This window comes from Steroidobacter flavus (assembly GCF_042651805.1).
GTDB classification, from domain to species: domain Bacteria; phylum Pseudomonadota; class Gammaproteobacteria; order Steroidobacterales; family Steroidobacteraceae; genus Steroidobacter; species Steroidobacter flavus.
The window spans coordinates 495,011-517,770 of the sequence record NZ_JBHSDU010000015.1 but is presented as its reverse complement, the minus strand read 5'-3'; the positions used below and the strand labels follow the sequence as shown (position 1 = coordinate 517,770).

The 22,760-nt window shown below is 61.3% G+C and carries 16 protein-coding genes, 3 tRNA genes and 1 pseudogene; 13 read left to right on the top strand and 7 right to left on the bottom strand.

Translation table 11 applies throughout. The annotated features are described in order from the left end of the window. Positions 1 to 58 precede the first annotated feature (58 nt). The 5 genes from ACFPN2_RS30040 to ACFPN2_RS30020 all read left to right on the top strand — a co-directional run bounded on the left by ACFPN2_RS30040 (position 59) and on the right by ACFPN2_RS30020 (position 2,975). Positions 59 to 133: transfer RNA gene (locus ACFPN2_RS30040), tRNA-Val, on the top strand. A 48-nt stretch (positions 134 to 181) separates the two neighbouring features. After that, positions 182 to 1,585, top strand: a complete 1,404-nt coding sequence (gene gltX / locus ACFPN2_RS30035) for a glutamate--tRNA ligase (RefSeq protein ID WP_380603597.1) — start codon at positions 182 to 184, stop codon at positions 1,583 to 1,585. A 41-nt stretch (positions 1,586 to 1,626) separates the two neighbouring features. Further along, positions 1,627 to 2,748 carry a non-hydrolyzing UDP-N-acetylglucosamine 2-epimerase gene (gene wecB / locus ACFPN2_RS30030; RefSeq protein WP_380603594.1) on the top strand — a complete coding sequence of 374 codons (1,122 nt, stop codon included), beginning with the start codon at positions 1,627 to 1,629 and terminating at the stop codon, positions 2,746 to 2,748. 55 nt (positions 2,749 to 2,803) lie between these two features. Beyond that, positions 2,804 to 2,879: transfer RNA gene (locus ACFPN2_RS30025), tRNA-Ala, on the top strand. A 20-nt stretch (positions 2,880 to 2,899) separates the two neighbouring features. Further along, a tRNA-Glu gene (locus ACFPN2_RS30020) sits at positions 2,900 to 2,975 on the top strand. A gap of 115 nt (positions 2,976 to 3,090) precedes the next feature. Here the strand turns inward: ACFPN2_RS30020 and ACFPN2_RS30015 are convergent. Then, positions 3,091 to 3,993, bottom strand: a complete 903-nt coding sequence (locus ACFPN2_RS30015) for a glycosyltransferase family 2 protein (protein WP_380603592.1) — start codon at positions 3,991 to 3,993, stop codon at positions 3,091 to 3,093. Between the two features lie 102 nt (positions 3,994 to 4,095). Further along, the gene (locus ACFPN2_RS30010) at positions 4,096 to 4,929 is read right to left on the bottom strand and encodes a glycosyltransferase family 2 protein (RefSeq protein WP_380603590.1); all 834 of its coding nucleotides are present in this window, start codon (positions 4,927 to 4,929) and stop codon (positions 4,096 to 4,098) included. A 111-nt stretch (positions 4,930 to 5,040) separates the two neighbouring features. Between ACFPN2_RS30010 and ACFPN2_RS30005 the strand changes: the two genes are divergently transcribed. Next, the gene (locus tag ACFPN2_RS30005; protein WP_380603588.1) at positions 5,041 to 7,341 is read left to right on the top strand and encodes a DNA/RNA non-specific endonuclease; all 2,301 of its coding nucleotides are present in this window, start codon (positions 5,041 to 5,043) and stop codon (positions 7,339 to 7,341) included. 9 nt (positions 7,342 to 7,350) lie between these two features. Here the strand turns inward: ACFPN2_RS30005 and ACFPN2_RS30000 are convergent, their stop codons facing one another. From ACFPN2_RS30000 to ACFPN2_RS29985, 4 genes and pseudogenes are all read right to left on the bottom strand, one after another. Further along, positions 7,351 to 8,349, bottom strand: coding sequence for a serine hydrolase domain-containing protein (locus tag ACFPN2_RS30000; RefSeq protein WP_380606688.1), 999 nt, complete (start codon positions 8,347 to 8,349; stop codon positions 7,351 to 7,353). Positions 8,350 to 8,856: 507 nt separating this feature from the next. Then, positions 8,857 to 9,783 (bottom strand): annotated as a pseudogene (locus ACFPN2_RS29995) (serine hydrolase domain-containing protein); the annotation flags it as partial. Between the two features lie 265 nt (positions 9,784 to 10,048). Next, positions 10,049 to 13,054: a TonB-dependent receptor gene (locus tag ACFPN2_RS29990; protein WP_380603586.1), complete on the bottom strand. Its 3,006-nt coding sequence runs from the start codon at positions 13,052 to 13,054 to the stop codon at positions 10,049 to 10,051. Positions 13,055 to 13,084: 30 nt separating this feature from the next. After that, the gene (locus ACFPN2_RS29985) at positions 13,085 to 14,566 is read right to left on the bottom strand and encodes a transglutaminase-like domain-containing protein (RefSeq protein ID WP_380603584.1); all 1,482 of its coding nucleotides are present in this window, start codon (positions 14,564 to 14,566) and stop codon (positions 13,085 to 13,087) included. 163 nt (positions 14,567 to 14,729) lie between these two features. On the opposite strand from ACFPN2_RS29985, the gene ACFPN2_RS29980 reads away from it, so the two are divergent. The 5 genes from ACFPN2_RS29980 to ACFPN2_RS29960 all read left to right on the top strand — a co-directional run bounded on the left by ACFPN2_RS29980 (position 14,730) and on the right by ACFPN2_RS29960 (position 20,670). Continuing rightward, positions 14,730 to 15,896, top strand: a complete 1,167-nt coding sequence (locus ACFPN2_RS29980) for a DUF819 family protein (protein ID WP_380603582.1) — start codon at positions 14,730 to 14,732, stop codon at positions 15,894 to 15,896. Then, complete coding sequence (locus ACFPN2_RS29975; protein WP_380603580.1) at positions 15,896 to 17,287, top strand: C40 family peptidase; 1,392 nt, start codon at positions 15,896 to 15,898, stop codon at positions 17,285 to 17,287. The genes ACFPN2_RS29980 and ACFPN2_RS29975 overlap by 1 nt, the downstream gene beginning before the upstream one ends. Positions 17,288 to 17,302: 15 nt before the next feature. Further along, the gene (locus tag ACFPN2_RS29970) at positions 17,303 to 18,394 is read left to right on the top strand and encodes a dipeptide epimerase (RefSeq protein WP_380603578.1); all 1,092 of its coding nucleotides are present in this window, start codon (positions 17,303 to 17,305) and stop codon (positions 18,392 to 18,394) included. 5 nt (positions 18,395 to 18,399) lie between these two features. Beyond that, entirely contained in the window at positions 18,400 to 19,248 is an 849-nt protein-coding gene (locus ACFPN2_RS29965) for a MurR/RpiR family transcriptional regulator (protein ID WP_380603576.1), read from the top strand. A 408-nt stretch (positions 19,249 to 19,656) separates the two neighbouring features. Further along, positions 19,657 to 20,670: a transposase gene (locus ACFPN2_RS29960; RefSeq protein WP_380603574.1), complete on the top strand. Its 1,014-nt coding sequence runs from the start codon at positions 19,657 to 19,659 to the stop codon at positions 20,668 to 20,670. A 3-nt stretch (positions 20,671 to 20,673) separates the two neighbouring features. On the opposite strand, the gene ACFPN2_RS29955 is transcribed toward ACFPN2_RS29960, so the two are convergent. Next, positions 20,674 to 21,195, bottom strand: a complete 522-nt coding sequence (locus ACFPN2_RS29955; protein ID WP_380603572.1) for an RNA polymerase sigma factor — start codon at positions 21,193 to 21,195, stop codon at positions 20,674 to 20,676. A 322-nt stretch (positions 21,196 to 21,517) separates the two neighbouring features. Here ACFPN2_RS29955 and ACFPN2_RS29950 point away from each other — a divergent pair, with 322 nt between their 5' ends. Next, a complete protein-coding gene (locus ACFPN2_RS29950) occupies positions 21,518 to 22,138 on the top strand; it encodes an RNA polymerase sigma factor (RefSeq protein ID WP_380603570.1) in 621 nt (206 codons plus the stop codon). Positions 22,139 to 22,302: 164 nt separating this feature from the next. Then, the gene (locus ACFPN2_RS29945; protein WP_380603568.1) at positions 22,303 to 22,677 is read left to right on the top strand and encodes a FecR/PupR family sigma factor regulator; all 375 of its coding nucleotides are present in this window, start codon (positions 22,303 to 22,305) and stop codon (positions 22,675 to 22,677) included. Positions 22,678 to 22,760: the final 83 nt, after the last annotated feature.

Here is a 22,760-nt window from a genome sequence, read left to right as displayed (position 1 = left end):
TCGTCATCCCTAAACTACGCGCCCCTTCAAACCTCAGACGGTTCGTCGGGCCGGCATCGGGCGGTTAGCTCAGCGGTAGAGCACTGCTTTCACACGGCAGGGGTCACAGGTTCAATCCCTGTACCGCCCACCACTCCTAACGATTCGGATGGAATACCGGTCTGTCAGCCGATAAGGCGACATGGCCATCCGAACTCGTTTCGCTCCCAGCCCCACGGGCATGCTGCATATCGGCGGCGTGCGCACCGCGTTGTTCTCCTGGCTGTACGCGCGCCGTCACAACGGCACGTTCATCCTTCGCATCGAGGACACCGACCGCGAGCGTTCCACCGACGAGGCGACGCAGGTCATCCTGGACGGCATGGAATGGCTGGAATTGAAGGCCGATGAGGGCCCGTTCTATCAGACCCGCCGGATGGATCGATATCGCGAGGTCATCGGCGAGTTCCTGAAAGCGGGGCACGCGTATCACTGCTACTGCTCGAAGGAAGAGCTGGAAGAGATGCGCAACCGTCAGCTCGCGGCCAAACAGAAGCCGCGCTACGACGGCACCTGCCGGAATCGCACCGAGCCGCGTCCCGGCGTGTCGCCGGTGGTGCGCTTCAAGAATCCCATCGAAGGCAGCGTGGTCGTCGAAGACGTGATTCACGGCAACGTGGTGTTCGACAACATGGAGCTCGACGATCTGATCATCGCGCGCTCGGATGGCACGCCGACCTATAACTTCTGTGTCGTGGTCGACGACAGCGACATGAAGTGCACGCACGTGATTCGCGGCGACGATCATCTCAACAACACGCCGCGCCAGATCAACATGCTCAAGGCGCTGGGTGCGCCGGTTCCTGTGTACGGGCACGTGCCGATGATTCTCGGCCAGGACGGTGCCAAGCTCTCGAAGCGTCACGGTGCCGTCAGCGTCCTTCAGTATCGCGAGGAGGGCTTCCTGCCAGAGGCGCTGCTCAACTATCTGGTGCGCCTCGGCTGGTCGCATGGCGATCAGGAAGTCTTCTCGATGGAGGAGATGGTCCAGCTGTTCGACATCAAGGATGTGAACAAGTCGGCCTCGGCGTTCAATCCCGACAAGCTGCTGTGGTTGAACCAGCAACACATCATGCGCTCGACGCCCGAGCACGTGGCGAAGTATCTGAAGCCGCAGCTCGCGGCGCTCGGCGTGAACGTCACCGACGATCGCAAGCTCGCCGCTGTCGCGAAATCCCAGCAGGAGCGGGCCAAGACGCTGAAGGAGATGGCGCAGAACAGCCTGTTCTTCTTCCAGGACGTGACTGGCTACGATGAGAAGGCGGCGAAAAAGAATCTCACCGCTGAGGCCGTCGGTCCGCTCAGCACGGTGTTGAGCAAGCTGTCGGCGCTGACCGAGTGGGTAGCACCGGCGCTGCACGACGTGGTCAGCCAGACCGCGACCGAGCTGAGCCTCGGCATGGGCAAGATCGCGCAGCCGATTCGCGTCGCTGTCTCGGGCGGCACGGTGTCGCCGCCGATCGATGTGACATTGGAAGTCCTCGGGCGTGAAGTGACGCTGGCGCGGCTGGAACGCGCGCTACAGTACGCTCGCGGGCAAGGCTGAAATAACAAGCGATAACGACCGCGAGTCGCGGAAGAGGATCGATGTCCTGCGAGATTCATTTGATCGCCGCGGCGCGGCCCAACTTCATGAAAGTGGCGCCGCTGTATCACGCACTGGCCGCGCAGTCCTGGTGTACGCCCAGGATCGTGCACACCGGGCAGCACTACGACGCCAACATGTCGGATGCGTTTTTTCGGGACCTGCGCCTGCCCCAGCCGCACTTTCATCTGGAAGTCGGCAGCGGCTCGCATGCCGAGCAGACCGCGGGCGTGATGGTGGCCTACGAAAAGATCTGCAACCAGCATCGGCCCGACTGGACCGTCGTCGTCGGTGACGTGAACTCCACCGCGGCCTGCGCGATGGTCGCGGCCAAGATGTGGATTCCGGTCGTGCATCTCGAAGCGGGGCTGCGCAGCCGCGATCGTCGCATGCCCGAGGAGATCAATCGTCTGGTGACCGATGCCATCAGCGACGTGTTCTGGACGCCGTCCGTCGATGCCGATGAGAACCTGGTCAGCGAAGGCGTGGCCAGCGAGCGCATCGATCGGGTCGGCAACATCATGATCGATTCCTACGAGATGATGCGTCCCCAGATCGAAGCCGAGGCCGGCCCGGCGAAGTTCGATCTGCCTGCCGGCGGTTACGCGGTCGTGACCTTGCATCGTCCTTCCAATGTGGATCAGCCCGAGGTGCTCGGCGATCTGGTCCGGCAGCTGCTGGAGATCTCGCGCCGCTTGCCGCTGATCTTCGCGGTTCACCCGCGCACCCGTAAAAAGCTGGACGAGTTCAAGCTGTGGTCGGAGCTGAGCGCCGCGCGCGGCATTCACCTGACCGAGCCGTTGGGCTACATCGAATTCATGGCGCTGGTGCGCTCCGCGAACGCCGTCATCACCGATTCTGGCGGCGTGCAGGAGGAGTCGACCTACCTTGGCATTCCATGCCTGACCTTGCGCGAAAACACCGAGCGTCCGGTCACCGTGCTCCAGGGCAGCAATCGTCTGGTAAAGCCCCGGGAGCTCGCGGACAGCATCGGCCTGGTCTTGAATGGACAATGGCCTCGCGGATCGCGCCCCGCCGGCTGGGACGGCAGGACCGCCGAGCGCTGTGTCGCCGCGCTGAAGCGCCGTCAGGAGCAGCGTTTGACGATAAAGAGGGCAGAATGACTCAACTGTCCTTGACAGTCCGGCGTCGCTTCCCTACATTGCGCGCCTCTCGCGTGGGGCTATAGCTCAGCTGGGAGAGCGCTTGCATGGCATGCAAGAGGTCGCCGGTTCGATCCCGGCTAGCTCCACCAAGTCCCGACGTTCGATGTGTGTCCCCATCGTCTAGAGGCCTAGGACATTACCCTTTCACGGTAGTAACCGGGGTTCGAATCCCCGTGGGGACGCCACTTCGCTCGGACAGGTAAGAAATTCCTGTACGAGTGCAGCTGGCCAGGCCAGTCACTCAGTTCGTCGGTTCATCCCAGCAGGGGGCTCGCATTCGCGGGCCCGCGATCGCCACCATCAAGCCGCGCTTCGGCGGTAGTGCGATCCTCCAAACGTTTCCACCACGACATCGCTCTCGATGCTCGTCACGATGCTGTTCGGCCGCTGAGCGGTCTTGAGAATGCCGTACTCGGTCCAGGTCGCGCGGTTCGCTTTGGTTTCGGCGCGGATCTGCTTGTTGAGCTCGCGGCTACGCTCGGTCTTGTACGGCCGGTCGTGATTGATGTGCACGCAGATCGCCGAGTAGCGGATCTGCAGGCCGGTGATGCCTGCGTTGACGAGGCGTTCGCCGAACTCACGATCCTGCGCCCAGTAAGCCATGCGCTCATCGTGGCCGTTGACCTTCAATAGATCGCTACGCCAGCACGATGCGTTGTGACCGTTCCAGCTGGGACGCGTCGGCGTCATCGCATTCATTAGCTTCGCATGCCAGCCACGCGCGCGGAGTTTGCCGAGCTTGGCGGAACGCGGCGTGCCGTTCGCGAGCAGCCACTCAGGATTGGTTGCGTGGCCGTTGAAGACGACTTCCGGCGTGAGCTTCTTGCTGGTTTCATCAGTCAGTTTGAAATAGCCGCCGGAGAGGAAGCGACCGGGACGCGCATGTGCCGCGTGAGTTGCGACGAAATCGGCGCGCGGCACGCAGTCGCCGTCTGAGAAAATCACATAGTCGGCATCGGTCGCGAGCGCGGCCTGATTCAGGATTCGGCATTTGCGAAATCCAACGTCGGGCTGCCACACACGACGGATCACGATGCCGTAAGCGTGTGCCGCTTGCTCGATGACGGCGCGAGTGGCATCGGTCGAGCCGTCATCGGCGACGATGATTTCGAACTCGGCGTCACGCTGCGCGGCGTAGCCGGTCAGCGTCGGGGCCAATCTATCCGGCGCGTTGTAGGTACTCAGAATGACTGCAATTCGCACGGTCGAACTCCCACGCATTATGGAGTTCAGCCTGCCGACGCGAAGTGACGGCCGATGTAAGTTTGTGAGAAGGCTCGATGGATGTTGGATGACAATTCCGTGCTACGGCTCGAGACCGTGCTTCCTGAGCAATTCAGAAGCGAGCGCGGAGGAGTTCGGATCGACAGTCAGCTCGTAATAACGAAGTCGTTTGTAAACGGCATATGACGCCGCAGTCTGCGCGACGATGTAGCCGCGCCAGCCGTCCAGGAACGCCAGTCGTAACAAGTAATCTTTTAGAAATGTGGTGATGAACACCACCGGGCACAGCCACATCTGCACCTTGCGGCCCCGATCGCGCCAGTCCTGCGCCCGCAGTTCCGTGTAGCGGAGCATCTTGATGTGACGATGGACTAACGTTGGATTGTGATCGTGAAGCAGTCGCTCGCGAAACGATGTGACAGCACCTTTGAATTGCAACGACTCGTGAACTCTCTTGTCGGTCCAGCGGGCACGGTCGCGATGATAGAGCCGGGCGATGCGTTCGCCGCTCATCGGCCGGTACCAGCGCATGGCCCGCCCCATGAAACGGGTCGCGCGGCGGAAATAGGCGCCGGCAAGTGAAGACTCCATGATCGAGGGCAGACGTCGCTCGAGCTCGGCGGCGAGCGCGGGCGAAAGCTGCTCGTCGGCATCGAGCACCAGAATCCAGTCGTGGGTCGCGAGGCCGCTCGCGAAATTCCGTTGCGGGCCGAAGCCCAGCCATTCCTGATGCACGACACGCGCGCCATGCGCGGCGGCGATGTCCTGCGTGCCATCCATACTGCCGGAATCGACGACTACCTTGTCGGCGGCGAACGGTACGCTGTCCAGGCAGCGTCCGATCACGGGCGCTTCGTTCTTGGCGATGACAATGAGAGTGACGGGCAGCACAGGCGTGCAAGCTAAGTGCCTCACATGACAGCTCCATGAAAGCCGCCGTCATGCTCTTGTCACAACTTTCCAGCAAAAGGAGCTGAACGACAGTCGAGTCAGGCCGCGATCACCAACAAGAAAGGAGGCGGGAACATGAAATTTCCGGAGCACATCGAGCGTGCCGCGCGTGCGCGTGTCGCGATCGCCAACAAGCAAATCGAAAATTCATTGACTCAAGCACGCAAAGGCGTGCCGCTCGCGGCAGAGCCCGACCACGAGCGATTGATTTCCCGACTGCAAGCCAAAGCCGGTCTCTCTTATGAAGAGGCCGAGATGATCGCGCAAGGCGCGGCGTCGTCGCGCGGTCGCGCGGCGCTGGAGGGAGGCGCCGAGAAGATCTACGGCAAGACGATCGATTTCGTCGGCGTGTCGTTCCTCGAGCGGGGCTTTGTCAGCGCTCGTGCTGTGGCACGCGTCGCCTATCGCACGGGACAACCGCTCGGCACCGGGTTCATGGTGTCCGATCGTTTGTTTCTAACCAACAATCATGTGATCGCCACGGCCGAGGCGGCCTCGCAGCTGGTCATCGAGTTCGACTACGAGCTCGATCCGCAGGATCGACTCATGGGCGTCACGCGGTTCGCGCTTGCGCCCACGGTGTTCTTTCAAACCGACGAGCAGGACGATCTGGATTTCACCCTGGTTGCGGTCGGCCCGCGCATCGATGGCAACAAAGAGCTGTCCTCGTTCGGCTGGTGTCAGATGTCCGATGCGTCGGATAAGCATGCGCTCGGTGAGTGGGCCAACATCGTCCAGCATCCGGACGGACGTTATAAAGAAGTGGTCCTGCGTGAGAACCGCCTGGTCTCCCGCCTCGACACGGTGTTGCACTATGTGGCCGACACCGAACCCGGTTCGTCGGGCTCGCCTGTCTTCAACAATGAATGGCTGGTGATCGCCATTCATCACTGGGGCGGCCCCTGGCGCCAAAAGAAGGATGAGCAGGGCCGGTCGCTCTCGCTCGAAGTGAATGAAGGCATTCGCGCAAGCTCCATCGTCAAGGATTTGAAGAGCCGTCAGCGGGGACTCGGGCCGGCTCAGCAACTGTTGCTGGAACAGATGTTCAAGATGGGAGAGTCACGGCGTCCGCCGCGTGCCGCTATCGTCGATGCAACTCGTACCGCCGGCGTGGATCAAAATCTCGGGCCGCAGATGGCGAGCGACGGCTCGGCGGTCTGGCGCTTTCCAGTGGAGGTTTCGGTGCGTCTGCCTTGGGGTCAGCCGGCTTCACCCAACGCTCCGACCGCCCCGGCATCCGTGCCGGACACGATTGCGCCCGCGGCGTCGGAAGCGAAGGTCAAGCCGAGCTCGGATTATGGCAGTCGCTCGGGCTACAAGCCGAAGTTCATCGAAGGTCACGTCGTCGAGCTGCCGGCATTGACGGCGCAGCAACGACAGAGCGCGGCTCGCAATCGCGAGGCCGAAAGCGGCGACGATCCGTTTGAACTGAAGTATCACCACTTCAGTATCGTCATGAACAAGAAGCGCCGGCTCGCGTTCTTCACCGCCTGTAACATCGATGGCAAGCGCTCCAAGCACGTCGATCGCGATAGCGGTGTCGTGACGCCGCTCGACGTGAACGATCCGGCCATCGAGCGCCTGGACCCGGAGCTCGCCGAAGGCGCGGAGGCCAGCGAGAGCTGGTACGACGACAAGCGACTCGATCCGAGCGAGTACGCGGGCTCGGATGTGTATAGCAAGCAGGTGGTGCCTGGCTTTCCCGACACGAGCAGCATGGCGCGGACCTTGCGAATGTTTCAGCGCGGCCACCTGGTACGCCGAATGGACCCGGCGTGGGGCACGGACAAACAAGCATTGCTGGCGGATGCGGACACGTTTCACTGGACCAACTGCTCGCCGCAAGTGGGCTTCTTCAACATGGGGCGCGGCGGATCGTTCCATCTCGCCGGCACCGAACGTGGCAAGTTGTGGCGAGCGATTGAGAACTACGTGCTCCGGAACGCACGTGCGGAGAATCAGAAGGTGTCTGTGTTCTCCGGCCCGGTGTTTCTGAATAATGATCGCAAGTTCCGCACGATTCAGGTGCCTGGTCGGTTCTGGAAGATCGTGGTGTGGGCCGAGGGCGCCGAGCTGCGCTCGCTGGCCATGATTGCCGATCAGCGCCCCGTCATCAGTGTCTGGCCGGAGACCCTGGGCGAAAGCGTCGATCTCGGCCAGGAGGCGTTCGGCGATCCCGATGAAATCGAAAAAGTCGACGACTTCCTGACGACGGTCGCCGAGATTGAAAATCTCACCAAGCTGAACTTCGGCGACAACGTGCGCGAAGGCGACATTCGCACCGGCGAGGAGGCACTGGCCGTCGAAAAACTCGAGGACGTTGCGCTGTCGAAGTCGCGCCCGCGCCGCTCGCCGGCGCGAAAGAAGCGGCGTTGATCATTGTCGTCATTTCAATAACAGATTCGCGATGGCCCGGGCCGTTTGATATGGCTCCGGGTCATTGCGATTGCTCAATAACACGATGGTGAAGCGCTGCTCCGGATAACGAACGATCACGTTGCGAAAGCCGATGGTCTCGCCGGAGTGCCACAAGGTTCTACCACCGATCGCTTCCTGGGTGATGCGCCAGCCCATGCCGTAACGAACCGTGGGATCGTCCGTATCGGTGACCGGAGTGAAGGCGAGGGCGCGTGACTTGGCACTGAGCAGCCGGTCGTCGTAGAGCGCCGCGTCCCACTTCGCGAGATCGTCGATGGACGAATAGATACCGCCGTCGCCCAGCACTGCGCTGGTCTGGCTTTGATCGGTTTGCGACCACGCGCCTCGTTCCTCGCTGTAACCGAAAGCGCGATGCTTCACCGTCGAAATGCCTTGCTCGTAGGCGACGGTGTTTGTCATGCCGAGCGGCGTGAAGATGCGCTCCTCGAGAAACCTTGCGAAGTCCTTGCCCGACGCTTTGCCGACGATGAGTGCCAGCAGCGCATAGCCGCTGTTGCTGTAACGATAGCCCTTGCCAGGTGGGAAGTAGGTGCGGTTCTGGGTCTCGAGAATCTCGAGCACATCTGCATCGTGCAGTTGTGCGGTCATCTGCGCCGGGATCACGTCTTCATAGTCGATCAGTCCCGACATGTGCGACAGAACCTGTCGAATCGTCATGTCTTGCGCCACGTCGGGCAGACCTGGAAACCATTTGCGTAACGAATCGTCGAGGCTGAGCTTGCCGTCTTCGGCGAGCAGCAGGATGGCGGCCGCGGTGAATTGCTTGCTCACCGAGGCGAGGCGGAAATTGGTCTCGGGCGTGACAGGACTGCGGTCGTCGAGGGTGGCGAATCCGTAGGACTTGCGCACGAAGGGCTGGCCGTCGCGAAGAATCAGGAGCGACGCGCCAGGACCCGGTCCGTCATAGCGGCGCATCAGTTCATCGATCTGGATTTTCACATTGATCTCCGGACAGCGGCCGACGCGGGTGAACTCGAGATCTTCGAAGTCATAGCTGAAATCCGCGTTCGGATCCACCTTGCTCATGAGCAGCTTCGGCACGGGCTCGCCCTTGTGAAGCTGACTGGCGGTGAAGTCCAGCCAGGCTTCGGTATCGATGTCGTCCTGATCCCAATCGACGAGCAGACGCGCACCGTCGACCCGCATGAGCTTGCCGGTGAGCTGCGGCGACTTGGCCGACGCAAAGACGATGGTCTCGCCACGCTCGCAAATCGAAACATCGCCGAACCACGGATCGCGATAAATACCCAGCCAGGGCGCCATGGCTTCTACAGTCTCGGGAGCTCGCGATGACGTGTCAGGTGGCGCGCTCGTCGTAGTTGCGTCGTCGCGCTCGAGCTCGCTTGCATACCACGCGATGGGCCGGAGCTTGTCCGGCGCGGCAATGAGCTTGGCCAGCGCGGTATTGAGCACGCTGCGCGCTCTGGATCCCTCGCCGTTGATCATGAATACAAAGCCGGCGCGTTTGTCTGGAAACAGGTTCACGGCCGAGTACATGCCAGCCAGCGTTCCGGTGTGCGCGACTCGCCAGACGCCGTCGACATCTGACAAACGCCAACCATAGCCATAAGCGTTGATGTGACTGCCGTCCCACAGGCGTTGTCGTTGGGACAGCGGCATCGGCGTGTGAGCGCTCCACAGTTCTTTGCGCTGACTGGGCGATAGCCACATCGCGCCATCGGTGGCCTTCAGTTCATCGCCAAGCCAGACGCGCATCCAGGTGAGCATGTCGTTGAGACTGCAGCGGATGCCGCCCGCTGCCGCGGCGGTATCGAGCGGAATGCGCTTGCCGTCGCTTCTAATGGGGACGTTGCCATCGCCTTGGCGCATGTGAGGCTGCGCGACGTTGCCCACTGCCTCCCGATCCCAGGCTCCCACCTGACATCGCGTCATGCCGAGCGGGGCGAAGATCTCACGACGCATCAGTTCCTCGTAGCTCGCGCCGCCCGCAGCGGCGGCCACTTCGCCTGCGACGACGTACATCAGATTGTCGTAAGCGTATTTCGAGCGAAAGCTCTCATGCGGCTTGAGATGAGCGAGGCCGGTGAGAATGTCGGCGCGCGTGAAGTTGTTTGGCTCGGGCCAGAGCATCAAATCGCCCGCGCCCTCGCGCAGGCCCGTGTTGTGAATCAGCAGATCGCGCACCTGGATCTGTTGCGTAACCCAGGGATCGTGCATCTTGAAGTTGGGGAGGTAGCGAGTGACCGGATCTTCCCAGCGCAGCTTGCCGGCCTGAACCAGGCGGGCGAGCAGGGCAGTGGTCATCGCCTTGCTGTTGGAGGCGATCTTGAAGATCGTGTCGGGGTCGATCTTTTGATTCGTCCCCGCGACGAGTTCGCCGGCCACTCGGGTGTGGACCACTTTGCCGTCGACGATCATGCCCATTGCCATACCCGGTAAGCGATATCGCGTCATTACCTCATCGAAGATGCGATCGACTGAGACGGACAAGCTCTGCTCGACGACCGGCATTTCCGCGCTGGGCTGGGACGAGCAGGCGCCCAATGATGCGAGCGTGGCGATCGACAGCAATACAGCGGCGAGCAGGCGGTGCATGGCTAGGGGCTGAGGCTCTATGAAACAGAAAAGGCGGCCCGCGGGAGTGCGGGCCGCCAACCAAGGCAGAGCATGCCGAAGGGTGCGATCAGAAGTCGAGCTTGACGGTGAGCAGCCCGTAGCGCGGGGACTGATATCCCGTGCCCAGGCCGTAGGACTTGTCGCGAGTCTCGCCGGTAGAGCCGAGTGCCTCGTAAACCTCGACCGTACGCTGCTGGTTCAGCAGGTTGTACACCGCGAGCGTGACTTTAAGATCCGCCGCCGAGAACGAATGTCGGTAAGTCACATTCGCGCCCAGATCGAAGATCCACGGCGTTCGACCGCCCGAGCCGCGCGGGCGCAACTCATATTGGCCGGTGCTGTCGTTGAAGATGTAGAAGCTGAAGAAGCACCAGCCGTCGTAGGGATTGCAGTCTCCCGTGGTGTTGATGGGACGGCCCGATTGCGCAGTGAGCGTGCCGCCGACTTCCCAATGCTCGCCCAGCGCATAGGCGCCGCGCATCTTGAGCTGGTGGCGATGATCGTTGGGCAGATAGCCGTAGGAACCAGCGTTGACCCACGGATCGTCGAACGCCTCGGTGCGGCCCGTGTCGCCGAAGTCGGTATCCGAGTTGATCGGACCTTCGGCATTGCCCTTGGCAAACGACAACGTATAGACGGCGTTGAACGACCATAGATCGTCCCAGGCACGATCGATCATGAGCTCGAGCGCCTTGTAGGTGCGCTTCGGCTTGGTGTAGCCGACATCCGAGCCGAGATAGTTTTCGCGCGCATCGCGCAGTGCCCAGCCGTGCTGGCTGGTGTCGATGGTGACCCAGCCGTCGCTGACGCCGTCGCAATCGGTATCGGAATAGATCGTTACGGGACGGCCCGGATTGGCCATGACATAGCCGGCCGAGACGGGCTCGCCGTCGCAGATGATGCCGGTCGAGGTGATCTGCATATCGTCGATGGCGTTGTTGAGCTTGCGATAGATGCCGCGCACGCCCCACGACCACTTATCGTCGAGCATGGACTGGAAGCCGAGGATCAACTCGTCCTGATACACCGGATCCATGTCTCTATCGACTTCGCCCCGCAGGTCGCCAACCGTACCGTCGCCTTGAGAGTCATCGACGGCGAACTGCGCGCCCAGGATGGGGCGCTCATTGGGCTCGCCGTTGTAATCGAAGATCGCGGTACCGCCCGAGTAGTAGTAAGTGCGGCGATCGAGGAAGCCACCCGCCTGTTTGATATTGATGACGTTCGCCACCGGCAGGAAGTATCGACCGGCGTTGCCGAAGATCTTGCTGCGCTTGTCGCCTCTCACATCCCACGAGAAGCCGAAGCGCGGCGCGACCATGTCATCCATCTTGATGTAGCTGTCGCCGTCCGAATTCTTGTTGTCGAAGGCCTCCACGCGCACGCCGGCGTTCAGCAGCAGGCTGGGAGTGATCTGCCAGTTGTCTTCCAGGTAGTACGCCGAGTTGACGGTCTCGAACTCGCCGTCGACTTCATTTTGCCGCGTACGGATGTATTCGGTGCCGCCGGGGAGCGTGGTCCCGAACAGGTTGGTGGGGCCGTCGGTCACATAGAGTTCGTAGAGCAGTCGATCCGGCCCGGGGTAGTGCTGCTCGAACTCCGAGGTGTTGACCTCGCGATCCAGGCCGAAGCGCAGCTGATGATCGCCGAGCACCCATTCGAAATCCAGGCGCGCGGCTTCGCGTTCGTCATCGCGCGCTGTGACGGCGGATGTGCTCGAACATCCCAGGTCGACCGGCGTCGCGCCGCGCTGATCCCGGAAGCGTGAGCATTCCAGATCGTTCTGACCAAAGCGCGAGAATTCGCGATTGTTCTTGCCGTACAGCGCTTTTGCGGAGAAGGTTTCGGTCAGGTACGCCGTGTAGGTCGCCGACCAGTTCAAGCCGCCGTTGTCCGTGAAGCGGGTCTCCTGATACGCGCCTCGCGTGCCGTCGGTGAAATCGAAGCCGTAACCGTCGCGGACTTCTTCGTTCTTGTCCGAGAACGCGAGCAGCTCGAGCAGATTTTTGTCGTTGATCTGCCAGTCGATCTTGGCGCCCCAGAAACCGCTGTCTTCCTTCGCTTTGTAGAAGGTTTCGCCGTCGTCGGAGGTGTTGTTCGGCTGATAGTCGCGGGCTTCGTACAGCGCAAAGAAGAACAGCTTGTCTTTGATGAGCGGGCCCGATGCGTAGAAGGTCGCGCTAGTGCGGTCGTAGTCGTCGTACGAGCCGATGATGCGCGGAGTGCCGTCTGGATCGAAGCGATCTTTCTTGCTGCTCTGGAGCGAATGCGGCTCCCAGGCCACTTCGGTGCCATACTCGAACTCGTTGGTGCCCGAGCGCGTCACGGCGTTGATCACGCCGCCGGTGGTGCGGCCGAACTCGACCGAGTAGCCGCCGGTCTTGACCTCGAATTCCTTGTAGAACGCATACGGCACCGAGGATGCGCCGACGCGGTTGTAGAAGTCCGTGACATTGAGGCCGTTGATATAAATCGAGTTCTCGGCAATCGAGGAGCCGCCGAAAGAAACGCCGCAGTTGCCGCCTTGGCATAGGCCGTCGTCGCCTTTGGCAAGGCCGGGCGCGAGTAGCGCGACCGATTGAATGTCGCGCGCCACGGGCAGGCGTTCGAGATCTTCGCGCGTCAAATTCGTGGAGGATTCCGTCGATTTCACATCGACCGCGCGCACCACGCGCGTGCCGACGACGAAGATTTCTTCGACGTTGCTCAGGTTCACCGTTACGTCAGCGGTCGTCGCGACGCCCAGGCCGACGGTCACTTCGGTGAGCTTGCCAAGCGTCGAGCCATTACGCGTGCCTTCGACGATGTACTTGCCGACCGGTAGGAACGGGAAACGGTAGGAGCCATCGGGCTCGGCCTTGACCGTGCGCGTGAAGCCCGTTTCTGGATTGCGCACGGTGATCTCGATGCCTTCCAGCGATTTTTGATCGCTCGCGGTGATCTTGCCTGCCAGCGAGCCGTCGTTGCTCGCGGCATGCGATATCTGCAGCGGCATCGTCGCTACAGCCGCGGCGCTCACTCCCATCTGCAGCGCCCTCTTGAGCGCTGATCTGAGCGATAGGTTTTTTTTCATACACCCTCCCGGCCAGTGTTATGGTTTGAATCAATCCGATCGTGGGGTTGTCAGCAGCGTTGCCTTGAAGTCGTAGTCCCAGCGATCGAAATAGAGATTGCCGCCGCGCCACTCCACCTCGCCGCGTTGCAGGTCGACGGTTTCGGAGCGGAAGTGTTGTTTGGCGGGCGTAAACGGCTGGCTGTAGTCGTCGTTGAAGGCGACGCGGTAGGCGTCGAACGAGCCGAGATAGAAGGCATCGAGCGCGGCGTCGCCGGAGTGGAAGCGACCGAATGTCACATCCATCGGCACCCAGCCATACGGCGCCAGATACAACCATCCCCAGTCGTGCATGTTGTTGTAGGCGCCGTCGGAAAAGATCCAACCCGATTGCCAGCGGGCGGGAATGCCGTTCAGACGAAGCAAAGTCATGAGCAGCAGCGTCTGCTGGCCGCAATCCGCGTGACCTGTGTGCAGCGCATAGTCGCCGATGTTGGAAATGGTCGAGTATTCGAGCGCGCCGGCCCAGGGAATGCGGTCGACCGCTGCGTAGAGCTTTTGCGCAATTCGATAGGGATTCTTCTCATCGCCGACCGCGTCGCGCGAGAACTTGCGCATGGCGTCGGTGAATACGATGTGAGGGGCGCGTTCGCCCATGTAGGGCGCGAGTGCCGACGATGGCGTCGCAGGGGTTACTTTCTCGGCATCGATCTGCTTGTGTTGACCGAAGATGGTCAGCTCATACGTCACCGAGAAGGTCGTCGGCTTCGAGGCCGCAGCGGCTTGCTCGAAATAGACGGTGCGCTGAAGTGTCGACTCTGGCGCGATTTGATGCTGAGCCGGCGAGCTGCTGACGAACTGAATATGTTCCTGCTGACCGGGAATTTGACGGGGATAGGGAATCCAGGCGCGCACCGTTTCGCCGGCGGGCACAGCGTCGGCGTCGACGTTGATGGACTGCGTGATCCGCACGCGACGAGGCGCGACGGAGCTATTCCCAGTGGCTTTCGCTTGCGCGAGCACTTCTTTGTGATGAGGGTGAGGTGTCTCGAGCGGACTGTCGTTGAACGGCGCTGGGTTCGCACGGCGGGCGCGAGCCTCGGCGCTCAATCGAAACAAATTGGAGGGCGCGCGGTTGAAGTATTTCTTTTGCCCATCGATCACGCGGGACTCGAGCCAGCCCGCCTGGTCCCACTTTGCGAACTCGGCATCGGTGAGATCCGGAATTTGTTTGCGAACGCGCGCCTGGGCGTCGGCCGGTGTCAGGCTGAAATCGAGCAGGATGCGTCGCATGCGCTCGCGTTCGAACTCATACGCGCGACTCTGCTCGGGAGCAGGAGAAGAAAGGAGTGCCTTGTCGATCGCTTTGTGAGCGGCGCTGAAGTCGCCGGCATCCACGAGTTGAACGACGGTGCGAACATCCGAGGATGCGGCGGCGGGGCCAGCGATCGCGACGACCGAAACCACCAGCGTGACGAGCAGCGGAGAGAGGCTGGCTTCGCGTTGGCATGGCAGAGGCGGTCGAGCAGTCACTTGCAGGTGTCCACATCAGCGACAGTTGATTCGGGCGCGGTAGTCATGATGTAACACGGCCGAGAAGTGTCGGTCAATAATTTATTCTTGCTTCAAACCAAAGAAGAAGCGAATATTCTGAACCCATGCGAACCCTCCGCCTCAGCGCCGGCAGCGAGTTGCGATGATCGAGACGGTCTGGCCCTATCTCGCGCTCATGCCGCTGGCCGCCGGTGTGTTTCCGTCGCTGGAGAAGCGCTTCCAGTGGCGGGTATTCACTGTGCTGCCGCCCATCGTCTGGACTTATTTATTTGTCACGGCGCTGGCGGTGGGTGGGCTGTGGACTGCGACGCCTGAGATTCAAGGCGCGCAACGAACGCTCACTTCGCAGTTGCTGCCCTCACTGCTGTTTCTTTTGATGGTGACGTGCGACCTGCGCGCGATCCTCGCCGTCGGTCCACGTGTCCTGGCGGTATTCGCGTGCGCCATGCTGAGCATCCTGCTCGCGATCATGCTGGTGTATCTATTGTTTCGGAGTGTGTTGCCGGCGGAGGGGTGGAAGATGCTGGCAGCACTGAGTGCCACCTGGACGGGCGGCTCGGCGAACCTCGTGGCGGTCAAGCAGGTCATCGGGTTGTCCGAAAGTGCTTTGCCATCGGTGCTGCTGGCCGATGCGCTCTGCTATTCGCTGTGGGTGCTGGTGTTGTTCTCGACCGGTTCGTTCGCGTCGAACTTCAATCGTTGGACGGGGGCGGACCGAAGCGGTCGCGAATATCCGCAGCTGTCGGCGGTGGTCACGACCGGCCCCGCGGACGTTGGAAATATTCTGCTGTGGCTGGGATTGTCGATGCTCGTCGGGCTGGGCTCGGCGCGCCTTGCGGCGTTGATGCCGACGTCGACGATGCTCACGCAAACGTCATGGACGGTGCTGTTTGCCACGGTCGTCGGCCTGGTCATTGCTCGTACGCCGCTGGCCCGCATCCCGGGGCCGGCATCGACAGGCTCCGCACTATTGGCATTGCTCGTGGCCGTGCTCGCTTCGCAGAGCAATTTCCACGGCCTCGCATCGGCGCCACTTTTTATCTTATGTGGCTTCATTACGATGCTTCTGCATATCGGGATCCTTGCGGTGTTGGCGCGAGTGTTTCGTTTCGATCTGTACCTGTGCGGCATTTCATCGCTGGCGCAGATCGGCGGGGTCGCCTCGGCACCGGTGCTGGCGGCCACTTACTCGCCGGTGCTGGTACCGATCGCGGTGTTGCTCGCGATGTTGGGACTCATTGTGGGAACGGGCATGGGATTGTTCATGGCGAGCGTATTGTCTTCGCTCGCTCCGATGGGAGCGGGCTGATGCTCCAGCGCGCACTAGGCTGGTGGCTGGTCGTTCTGATCGCCGGGTGTGCTAGCGTACCTCGCGAGCAGGCTGGAGTCGGTGGACCGCTCGGAGTCATCGGTGTGGAGCCCACGCATCTCACGGCGGATTATTGGGCCCGGCGTGCGCCGCGCGCCAACGCCGTCGTGCTCGACCCTATCGCCATTGCTCATCAAAACGAGCGGTTGAAGCAGACCGATCGGTCGGTGCGAGATCTGGAGCAACTGCCGACGTCGCTTGCGGCGGCGGAGGTGCGCGCCTGGATCGAAGCGCTGTCCTCGCGGCCCACTCGCACGCTCTACGACGAGCAAGGCCGGGAAGTGACGGCCCGGCAGGTCGATGAATGGATGGCGACGTTGAATCTCGACGGCGTTGCCGCCACGCAAGCGACCCGCTATGGCATGGTAGTTCGGCGCGCCGATGTGCGGACCTTCCCGACGCGGGCGCGCGTCTTCTCCAATACCGACGACACGGACATCGATCGCTTTCAGGAAAGCGCGTTGTTTCCTGGAACGCCGGTGGCGATCGCGCATACGAGTCGAGATGGCGAATGGCTGTTCGTTGTCAGCGCGCTCTATAGCGCATGGATCGAGAAGGGGGCGGTCGCGGAGGGCGGTCGCGACCGCATCTTTGCTTACGCTCACAAGTCACCGTATGTCGTGGTGACCGGGGCAAAGGCGCACACGGTTTACACGCCGGAGCGACCTGAGCTCTCCAGCCTCCAGCTCGAGATGGGGGCGCGTGTGCCGCTGCTGCCGGACTGGCCCATCGAAATGCCCGTCAACGGTCAGCATCCATACACCGCTCATGTGGTCGAGCTTCCGTATCGGGCCGCGGACGGATCGCTGCAATTTGCTCCCGCACTGTTGCCGAAGACTCAGGAAGTCGATAGCGACTATCTGCCGCTCACACGCGCGAACGTTCTTCGCCAGGGTTTCAAGTTCCTGGGCGAGCGCTACGGCTGGGGGCATTCATACGATGCGCGCGACTGCAGTGGCTTCGTCTCCGAAGTCTATCGAAGCTTCGGCGTGCAGCTGCCTCGCAACACGCACGATCAGGGGGTGAGCCCCGCGCTCAATCGCATCGAGCTCACCGACGCCGACGATCACGCGGCGCGAGTGAAGCTGCTGGGCGAGGCCCAAGTGGGCGATCTCATCTATATTCCAGGCCACGTCATGATGGTGATCGGTCATGAGAAGGGTGAGCCTTACGTCATTCACGATACGACCGGCATCAGCTTTCGCCGCGACGGCGGCGATATCGAGCGTGCCAGGTTGAACGGTGTTTCGGTCACACCGTTGCTGCCGCTGCTGTTGAGCGACGGTCGTCCCATGATCGATCGCGTGTACAGCATCCAGAGAATCCGCTGATAGCGGACCCCAACTATGAAGATCACCGAGATTCGATATGGCATGTTGCGCGTGCCGCTGAAGACGCCCTTCAAGACGGCGTTGCGCACCGTGGACGTGATCGAAGACATCATCGTCGAGATTCACACCGACACCGGCAATATCGGTTACGGAGAAGCGCCCGCGACCGCGGTCATCACCGGCGACACGCATGGCTCCATCATCGAGGCTATCGCGAAGTTCATCGCGCCGCGCCTGATCGGGCAGGATGTCGCGAATCTGAACCGCATCACCCAACTGATTCAGACGTCGCTGGAGAAGAATTCCAGCGCCAAGGCGGCGGTCGAGATCGCGGTCTACGATCTGTTCGGGCAGCTCTACAACGCGCCGCTGTACAAGATGTTGGGCGGCGGCGATCCGGTGGTCACCACGGATCTCACCATCAGCGTCGACTACATCGACAAGATGGTCGCCGATTCCATTCAGGCGGTGGAGCGCGGCTTCGAGGCGCTGAAGATCAAAGTCGGCAAGGACATCGGCGTCGATATCGAGCGCATCAAAGCGATCTATGCCGCGGTCGAAGATCGGGCGCTGCTCAGGCTCGATGCCAATCAGGGCTGGACGGCGAAGCAGGCGGTCTATGCGCTGCAGACGTTGGAGGACGCGGGCGTCAAGCTCGAACTGGTGGAGCAACCTGTTAAGGCGCAAGACCTGGATGGCATGAGATATGTCACGGAGCGTGTGCACACTCCGATCATGGCGGATGAGAGCGTGTTCGGCCCGACCCAGGTGATCGAGCTGATCCGCATGCGGGCGGCGGACATCATCAATATCAAACTCATGAAGACCGGCGGAATTTCGAGCGCGATCCACATCGCCGACATCGCGGCCCTGCACGGCATTGAATGCATGATCGGCTGCATGCTCGAGACCAGTATCAGCGTGGCGGCGGCCGTTCATCTTGCCGTTGCCAAAGCCAACGTGATTACCAAAGTGGATCTCGACGGCCCGTCCCTGTGTGCGTTCAACCCGGTGGATGGCGGCGTGAACTTCAACGAATCGGAGATTTCGATCACCGATGCACCGGGATTGGGCATTCGTGAGATCCGAGGCTTGCAGAGGCTGTGAGCTCCATGTCGTCGCTGCTCAAAATCCGGGCGGAGCGGGATCAGATGTCGGCCATCGAACGCCGGATCGCCGATTTCATGCTCGAGAACGCGCATCTGTTGCGCGACTACTCCTCCCAGCAACTCGCCGACGCGCTACAGATCAGTCAGTCGAGCGTGGTGAAGTTCAGTCAGAAGCTGGGCTTCAAAGGCTATCCCGACCTGAAGTACTCCATTGGTGAGGCGGTGGCGCGGGGTAGCGATGCGCCGGTGAAGGCGACGGCCAAGTCGGCTCGTACCGCAGCTCGGGAGTCGCTGGCTGAAACATTGTGGCAGAGCAAGTCCCGCGCGGAGGAGGAAACGCGTCTGATCAACGACGCCGGGACGCTCGGCGATATCGCTTCGTTGTTGAGCCGGGCCGGCAAAGTGTTCTGCATCGGTTTCGGCGACGACGGCATGGCTGCCCGAGCTTTCGGTCAGCGGCTGGCATTGCTTGGTACTTTGACCGTTCATCACACAGACGCGGTGCCGATGACTGCGAGCATTTCGGCCGCCGGTCGCGGCGATGTGCTGATGGTGTTCTCCGAGCACGGGCAACACGCCGCGCTCAATCAGCTGTGCCGTCAGTTTCGCGATCGGCAAGGCAAGATCGTCTCTGTTACCCGGCATACCTCCAATCCGCTGCGCGCTCATGCCGATGCCACGTTGCTGATCTCGGCGCACGACGAGCGCTCTCACATCCAGCCGCTGCTCTATCAGTCGGCCCTTCAGCATCTGCTCGATCAGGTGTTCGTGCTCATGTGCGACGGCGATCGGCTGGAACAGCTCAATACCAATCTCGAGCACGTGCAGCACCTGTTAGATCCAAAGCTCTGAGCCCGTGTCAAACGTCGCGCATCGCGCACGCTTGGTGATGTAGAGCGGGTTACTGGCAACGTCGATTGCGCATGCGTCGTGTCGCTGGCCGACATCGATGTTCGCAAACGTTCGATTGTTTGCTAGCACGTCCACCGGCAGTTCACGCTGTCGCGACGGGAGATCGCAGCGTTGGTCAAAGCTCAGCATCGAGCGATCACGCGGCGTTCGGATGAAAAGCAAATAACCTTGCTGTGAGACTTCGCCACAACGCGCGCGGCCTGCGGCTTTCGGCCGATGTCATATCAATGGCAACAGCGGCGATGGAAGCTCCGCCTCCGATTCGCATAACAAAGTACTCGCAGTGCCTGGCGCGAGTGACCGACGAGCTGCGCGGGGTTATCTTTGCTTCTGAACGGAGAGTAAACAATGTCATATCGCCGACGGATCCACATTCCTGGCGGCACTTATCATGTCGTCCAGCGCGGCACCAAACAGCGGCCGATCTTTTCTCAGCCGGAGGACTATGAGCTGTTCGAGTCGGTGTTGCAGGCGGCGTTACGCAGCACGGGCGCGCGGCTGCACGCTTACTGCTGGACAACTGAAGCCATATATCTGGCTGTGCAGATCGACGAGATCTCGCTGGGACATTTCATGCAATGGGTGAAGAGTCGCTATGCGCGCGGCATTCAACGCAAGCTCGGTGAGCGGGGTCATTTGTTTCAAGTTCGTTATGACTCCGTGATCATCGACCCGAAAAATTATCTCACATCATTAACGCACTACATACATTACGTGCCGGTGCTCAAGGGGCTCGCGGATCGGCCTGAGGATTTCGCGTACTCCAGTCATCATGCATACACGAATGCGCGTGAAGTGCCTTGGCTCCACTGCGGTACGACTCGACGACTGCTGGGCAAGCGTGACGAGCAGGTCGAGGCCTACCAGCAGTTAATGGCGGAGGCGCCAACGCCGGAGGCGGTGAAGCTGGTGGAGCGGGGCATGCCCAAGACGCCGGGCATTCTCGGCGGCCCGGAGCTGGCCGAGGCGGCGGGTCATCGGCCCAAGCGATCGACGCGCATGACACCGGATCAAATCATCCACGATGTCTGCCGGATGCTGGACGTGACGCGCGAAGATGTGTTGTCGAAGTCTCGTTTGCGCAGACTGGCACTCGCTCGCGCTGTGATCGCCTGGCATACGACGGTGCGAGGGATCGCGACGCTGGCGGAAATCTCTCGTTATCTCGGACGCGTGTCTTCGACGCTCTCCAAGACGATCACCTCGTATCGGAAACGACAGCCGGACCTGTTCAAGCTGGACGCGTTGTCGCACATGATGCCGATCGGGCTGGGCGGCCACCCGGTGTCGAGCGAAGACTTCCTGGAGATGGGGCAGTCCGCGGCCCACGCCAGCGGCACCGACCAGGATGCGATGTATTGATCCTCAGCGTTCCCAGGTCATGGTCCGGATCACGGCCTTGGCCTGGGTGAGGTACTTCTCGACCGTGTGAATGCTGAGCCCGAGCTCGGCGGCGACCTCTTCATACGACAGGCCGCAGTGCTTGTGCGCGATCAGCACCATCGCATGCGTGCGGGGCAGGCGTGCGAAAGCGCGTTCGAGTTGCTGTTGCAGGTTCAACCGGTCGGCCAGATCGTCAGGCGCGCTGGCGCGGTCATCGGGCTCATCGTCGTTGTCTTGCAGGCGTTCGTGACTCAGTCGCGAGCCGCTCTTGAAGTCCGCGACCACGTGGGACGCGATTCCAAAAATATACGCGACCGGTTTCTGGACGCGCTTGGCGGCATCGACTCGCAATAAGCGCAAATAAACTTCCTGCGCGAGATCTTCCGCGTCCTGGCGCTGCGTCAAACGACGCGCCAGGTAGCGGTGCAATTGCTTGTCATAGTTCCGGAATGACGTGGCATCGAAGGCGAAGGGAGCGCTGGTGTCTGGGGCTACGGTGGTCATTCTGCATCACTGATGGACACGTCAGGCTCAACGAAACTTTCGTTGAGCAGACAACAACAAAGCACTGCAGCAGCCGCGCATCGATGCCGCGTGTGGCACTGACTTGGCGAAAATGTGACAGAACTGCTACCGACTTTTTGCCGCCAAACCTGACAAGTAGAAATAGACGGACCCCGTATCTATTGGGATCACCCGTCCAGGTAAATGCAGCCCTGCCAATAACTAAGTGAATGTCCTAGGGGGAAAAGGTCATGCTCACATCATTGCGCGCGTTGATAGACCGGCGAACCAGTGACGATGCCAGCAGCGGGGTACGACTCACGTGAGCGCCGTTCCCGAACGTTGCCCGATGGACCAGAGCACGACAGAGGGTGAAGTCAGGGAAGTCGTCGTCGATACACAAAGCCGCAACGAGCGCCTGACCCAGTGGTTCGAGAGCTGGCGGGGCGCGATGAAACGCTGGTTGTCCAGCCGCTCCTCGATGCAGTCGGCGGATCTGGACGATGTGGCGCAGGAGGTCTTCCTCCGTTTGCTCCGTTACAGCGACGACGCCGTCGTCGAATATCCCCAGAGTTATTTGTTCCGGATCGCGACCAACGTCGTCAACGAATGGCGCGAGCGGGCCCGCAACAGCCTGCCGCACGACGATGTCTGGCTGTCGGACCTGCAGATCGAGCCGGACGCTGAGCCGGAGAGTAGCGTCGAGCACGACCTGGTCAACCTGCATGTCCGGAAAGCGGTCAACCGGCTGCCGCCGCGGCAACGGCAGGTGCTGCTACTCCACATCAGAGAAGATCTGACGTATAAGCAGATTGCCGCCAAACTGAAGTTGACTCCGCGTGTCGTGCGAAGAGACATCGCTCGCGCTTATGCTGAATTGCGCTCGGATCTGGGCTCGCCGGATCTGGACGCGCAGCTGCCTGTGCGCAGGAAGGCCGGATAAGGCAGATCCGCATCCGCTCCACGCCAAGGGCCATGCACAATCATGGTCCGGTCTAGCTTGCGGGGGAGGAGGAGACCCGGCCTCAGCGGGTTTCCTAGCGGTCGCGGTCGGGACAGACGAAACACCGTCGCGCCTGAGCCCTTGCGCATTGGCGAGGAAGACGGATGCCTGACCGTCCCCAGAAACGAAAGTCCAAGTCGAGCGGTCGGTCCAAGTCGATCAGCGAGCAGGCGGCTGACTGGCTGGTCGCGCTTCGGGCTGAGGACGTGACCGAAGAACAGAAGCTCGGTTATGTGCGCTGGCTGAAGCAGTCGCCGAAGCACATCCGTGAAGTGCTCGAGCTGGTGACGCTCGAGCAGTTGTTGAAAGATACCAGGGTGGGCGGCATCGAATTACCGCCCGAGCCGGATATCCCCGCCGATGCCACCAATGTGGTCGCGTTGCCACCGGTCCCGCCGCGCGAAGAAGACGAGGACGATGAAGAGGACGACGCAGCAGCGGACCACTGCAAGACTCCAATGATCGATACGAAAGGCTAAAGCACTGCCGGCCAACAGAGCCTGCGAGCGCGGCGGCTGCGCTCGCAACGATCGGGGCAGAATCCAGAGATAGCCATACGGAC

What these genes read in the sequence shown, in the direction of transcription:
- wecB (WP_380603594.1), top strand. Translation starts at nt 1,627, where the DNA reads ATGTCCTGCGAGATTCATTTGATCGCCGCGGCGCGGCCCAACTTCATG.
- ACFPN2_RS29960 (WP_380603574.1), top strand. Translation starts at nt 19,657, where the DNA reads ATGTCATATCGCCGACGGATCCACATTCCTGGCGGCACTTATCATGTC.
- ACFPN2_RS29965 (WP_380603576.1), top strand. Translation starts at nt 18,400, where the DNA reads ATGTCGTCGCTGCTCAAAATCCGGGCGGAGCGGGATCAGATGTCGGCC.
- ACFPN2_RS29970 (WP_380603578.1), top strand. Translation starts at nt 17,303, where the DNA reads ATGAAGATCACCGAGATTCGATATGGCATGTTGCGCGTGCCGCTGAAG.
- ACFPN2_RS29945 (WP_380603568.1), top strand. Translation starts at nt 22,303, where the DNA reads ATGCCTGACCGTCCCCAGAAACGAAAGTCCAAGTCGAGCGGTCGGTCC.
- gltX (WP_380603597.1), top strand. Translation starts at nt 182, where the DNA reads ATGGCCATCCGAACTCGTTTCGCTCCCAGCCCCACGGGCATGCTGCAT.
- ACFPN2_RS29980 (WP_380603582.1), top strand. Translation starts at nt 14,730, where the DNA reads ATGATCGAGACGGTCTGGCCCTATCTCGCGCTCATGCCGCTGGCCGCC.
- ACFPN2_RS29975 (WP_380603580.1), top strand. Translation starts at nt 15,896, where the DNA reads ATGCTCCAGCGCGCACTAGGCTGGTGGCTGGTCGTTCTGATCGCCGGG.
- ACFPN2_RS29990 (WP_380603586.1), bottom strand. Translation starts at nt 13,054, where the DNA reads ATGAAAAAAAACCTATCGCTCAGATCAGCGCTCAAGAGGGCGCTGCAG.
- ACFPN2_RS29955 (WP_380603572.1), bottom strand. Translation starts at nt 21,195, where the DNA reads ATGACCACCGTAGCCCCAGACACCAGCGCTCCCTTCGCCTTCGATGCC.
- ACFPN2_RS30005 (WP_380603588.1), top strand. Translation starts at nt 5,041, where the DNA reads ATGAAATTTCCGGAGCACATCGAGCGTGCCGCGCGTGCGCGTGTCGCG.